The sequence below is a fragment of the Aetokthonos hydrillicola CCALA 1050 genome (assembly GCF_017591665.1).
GTDB lineage: Bacteria > Cyanobacteriota > Cyanobacteriia > Cyanobacteriales > Nostocaceae > Aetokthonos > Aetokthonos hydrillicola.
The window spans coordinates 1-4,241 of the sequence record NZ_JAAKGC010000220.1 but is presented as its reverse complement, the minus strand read 5'-3'; the positions used below and the strand labels follow the sequence as shown (position 1 = coordinate 4,241).

The 4,241-nt window shown below is 42.7% G+C and carries 3 protein-coding genes; all 3 read right to left on the bottom strand.

Annotated features, from left to right (window positions below; genetic code table 11):
- Positions 1–1,765 (bottom strand): PhoX family protein (locus tag G4P69_RS35845; protein WP_208354689.1); only part of this gene is annotated, 1,765 nt, incomplete at its 3' end.
- Between the two features lie 367 nt (positions 1,766–2,132).
- Positions 2,133–3,293: an RRXRR domain-containing protein gene (locus G4P69_RS35840; RefSeq protein WP_208354688.1), complete on the bottom strand. Its 1,161-nt coding sequence runs from the start codon at positions 3,291–3,293 to the stop codon at positions 2,133–2,135.
- Between the two features lie 411 nt (positions 3,294–3,704).
- Positions 3,705–4,241: HAD family hydrolase (locus tag G4P69_RS35835; protein ID WP_208354687.1), on the bottom strand; the 537-nt coding region annotated here is incomplete at its 5' end.

Sequence of the window (4,241 nt, the reverse complement as noted above, 5' to 3'; positions counted from 1 at the left end):
TTCCTGTGCCATTTGGACTATCTTCAATAATCTTGTATAGTCTACCAAAATGCTGAGTAGCATTGACTTCTCTGTTGTATTTGGAAACAACAAAACTGCGAGAGTCTGCGTAGCCATCTCCGCTAGGTGCTCCATCTGTGTAGGAAATGAATACTTCCTTCGTACGTGGATGAATTTCAATATCCTCTGGGCGAGCCGTGGGTGTACCTCCTACTAAATTCGCTGCTTGGAATGCATCAGTTAGTACTGCTCCCTGAGTGGGATAGAAGTCAGCTAAAGTTTTCCCTTCATATTGAGGTAACTCAGTCGCTTCATTAGCTACGGTAACAACATTCGCACCTCCATCTGGGAGTTTGGGGAACCTAGTATTGCCATTGTTAGAGATGGTTCCACGTAGCGCTGCTTCTTGAGAAGATAATACTGAAGGACGGTTGGGATTTGTCGGCGTTTGTAAAGTTAAGGGCACCCAACGTCCTGTTCCATCAGGATTATAAACCGCAACATATAAAGTGCCATCTTCAAACAATTTACTGTTGTTTTTGTTGTTAGGGTTGACAATTGTTCCGTTACTAACAAACTTCCACGTGTGACCACCCCGACGATCATCACCCATGTATACAACTAATTTGTTGCCTGCTTCAGCACGAATTGCAACGTTTTCGTGACGAAAACGTCCTAATGCGGTGTGTTTGCGCGGACGGAAGTTTGCATCTGCTGGATCAACTTCTACCATCCAACCGTATTTTTCCCCAACTAATCCGAACTTTTCTCCAGTGGTTTGAGCTGTATAGCCTGTTTGAGTACCGTTTAGTTTGACTGATTCAGTCACGCCAACAAAAGAGGAACTGCTTCCTTGAAAGTTTTCTTCCCCAGACAAAATGGTTCCCCAAGGGCTGGTTCCACCAGAGCAGTTATAAGCAGTACCAATAATGCGATTGCCCAAGCCATCACTACTCAGGTTAAACACTTGAGTGGCAGCAGATCCAGTACCAATCAAATAGTTTTCATCGCCTTGTTGATAGCTCTTGCTACCCCAAGCAGTGATGTTTTTATAACTGTCGTTACGCTCACGATTGATGCCTAAGCCTGACAGACCATGAATACGTCTGTTCTTACTGGTATCTCTCGAGACAGTATATCTCTCGTTGCGATTTGCCCTTGTAATCCGCACGATTGAACCGCCCAGGTTATACATAAATTCGCCTAGCAGTTCAATGCTGGTTTTGTCGTTAGGTAACTCGTCGCCAATTACCTGCGAGTAAGTGGTGGGAAATCCAGCTAAATCCGCCGGAGTTCCAGGGGCTAGTGGCGAAAAAGGATAGGAAATATATTCGTGATTTACCCAAAGGTAACCATCGTTGAGACTATTGCGATCAATAGGTACAAAACCTGTGTAGTCGTTGTTGTAACCAAAGTATTCTTCTTTGTTAGGGAAGACGCGATCGCCCCAACTGATAATCACGTAGCGTTCATATTCTGGCGGTACAACGACATCATCTATCACGTTATACTCTGTCAGCTTAACGTTAGCACTAGGGACAATGACTTTTCCTTGCTGCCGAGCTGTAGGCAAAAAGCTAGATTGCTGTTGATAAATAGGTAAAGGGTGAGGTAAGCGCACAGGAGTCAGCTTGAGAACTTCTCTGGCGTTTGCAGCATCTGTCGCATTGCCAAAAATTTTGTTTTCTAAAATTGGGGCTAGAACAGTGGTTCCCGCACTCGCTCCAAAAAAGGCGAGTAACTGCCTTCTACTAATATTAGACATTCATTTACTCCGCTTATTTAAGTAAATACAATGAACCATTTAGGATGCTTCCTGTATCGAACAAAACTCAAAAAAGCAATTTTCGGTTCAGAAAATTGCTTTTTTACAGTAATAAGTTACTTGTATAAGATTAAGGAAATTCAATGTTAAGGTTAAGCTTAATGATCTTTGTCAACTTTTCTCTTCGTTGACAAGACCTAGGAGAACACCTTAATGCTTCATCAACTAACCCGTCAGGAGTCCCCCACTGAATCCGGTACTCCGGATCAGTGGTTGGGAGGAATGACGGGGGAATTGTGTCGCATCCTCCGACTGTATCTTCAACACAGTTAAAGGAAGGAAGGGGATAGCGACACAATTGGCTATCTCAAGAGCGGGAAACACATAACTTAGAACTCCTTTGAAGTAACCGGACGTTTCTAGGGTCGAATTGCCCAACCCGTGACCAGTTGTGGTCATAAACTGAAACATTTTTTGTTTTAGCGGTACTGGTAAAGCCGCCAATCCAGCCACGTACAACTCCGCTTTTTTGAGAAACCTCGACATAATCACCAGAGCGAAAACCGAAGGGTGTAACTGTTCCACCAAGGCGCTTAAGAATTCCACCCTTGGAGTAATTTTCTTGGTGCAGTTTGCGGCGAAATAGTTTAGGGCGAGTTAACACAATGAATGGTGATGCTGTTACTTTGCATTCCCCAATCCATTCATGCCCGTGAGTTTTGGCAGTGACAAAAGCTTTGTACTCTATGAACGCGCTGCTTGCAAGTGCTATAGCATCGTTTGCATGAGTCTCTGGAGTCTGTCTTGATTTATTGTTTTTATCTTTAACAAGTCCTAATCGGTCACGATATTTACCTGTATCCAATGAATCAACTTCTACAACATGCGCAATTTTTGACGCTTGAAATCTAAACCATTCTTGACCAACAGTTACAGGTGAAATCCCTTTACCGTTTTTTTTTGTGTTACCCCCACAAGCTTCATCTCTAATCTCTGAAATTGGTAAGATTAAAGCCATAACTCTTAGAATTCTTAGTTCCATCAGTCGGTTAGACAAAACACTTGGAGGAAGTTTCTTTTTCCGTCTGTTATTGAACCTTTTTTCTCTGTGGTTACGTAGCTTGAAAGGTTTAGAACGATCTATTCTTGAAGAGCGACGAGTGCGTCTTAGTTCGGTTCTTTTATCCATCTTTCCTGTTACAGATTGACGGTCTAAAATTTGATTCTTTTTACCAAGATTCTTGGATTTGTAAAACCCAGGCAAACAAGCATGAAACAATGCAATGGTTGCTAGTTTCGACTGAAAAGCAATACCCGTAAAAGCTTTTCCTCTATCTGTTCCTACAATTATTGGTTGTGTTTTGTAGCCAGATGGCTTTTGTTTAAGCTGCACGTAGAACACGCCTAATTTATTGCGTTTACAAGCAGCTTTCCCTGACTCTATCCACTTCCTTGCCCTAGCTGTTGTAGTAGGCATTAGTGGCTTACCATCTGGATCTATTACTGGCACTCTTGTTGCTTGGTTCATGGAGATAATCCAACGAATTGTATTTAGACTTTTGTCAGTCCCTTCGGGCAATTTAGTAAGCTTATCTCCCGTTCACGACCGGGCAATACAGGGGTACAAACTAGGGAAATATTTGTACGTGTAACCTTACTAAATCTCTATGCCCTAACCAACTTTTACATCGCATACCGTGAGCCTAGTTAAACTAGGTGTTTTGCAAGCCCACTGTGAACCCGGTACTCCGGGTCACTGTGGGTAGTTGACGAAGACAGTGTTCCTCCTCATTTTATAAACTGGCAGTATAACCAAGCCTGGTGGGCGCACTTACTTAATAAGCTGATGTGCAGCTAAATTGTATAGGACGAAAAGCTAAAATTATTGTAGTGCGGGCATCTTGCCCGCATCCCATATAAAAATTAAATGCGTAACAGCTTATCTTCTGATTAATTCCTCAATTTTTGTTGGAGTTAATTCCTCTACATTGGTCAAAACAATAGATGCTCCTGCTTGCTGTAGTTTCTCAGCATAAGCATCACGACGTGCTGCTGTTTCCTGGACATGAGGAGGCAAAATCCCGACGCCAACCCAATTACGTTCGGGTGATAGAGCACGTGCTTTCTTTACAGTATACATATCAGCAACTGTGTCCCCTACATATACTATTATTGTCGATTTGTCAATTTCATTTTTCAATAGGTCAACAGTTGCAAAAAGTCCAGTAGGGTCTGGTTTACCTGGTGCATCTTCCATTGCAATCAACACAGGCGACTTCAAACCTAGACGTTTTTCTAAAACGTAGGTAGCGGAAGCGCGAGTCGCACCGCTGAAAAATCCCCAAGAAATACCAGATAAGGTCAATTGTTCCAAGTAGCTTGGCTGTAGCAATAATGGCTCATCGCAAATATAACCCGTCCAATTATCAGGATCTGTGCCTCGGTAACGTGATTGAAAAAAGGCAACAATGGTATT

Bases quoted from the DNA above. Each gene is read 5' to 3' on its own strand.
- G4P69_RS35840 (WP_208354688.1), bottom strand. From the start codon at position 3,293: ATGAACCAAGCAACAAGAGTGCCAGTAATAGATCCAGATGGTAAGCCA.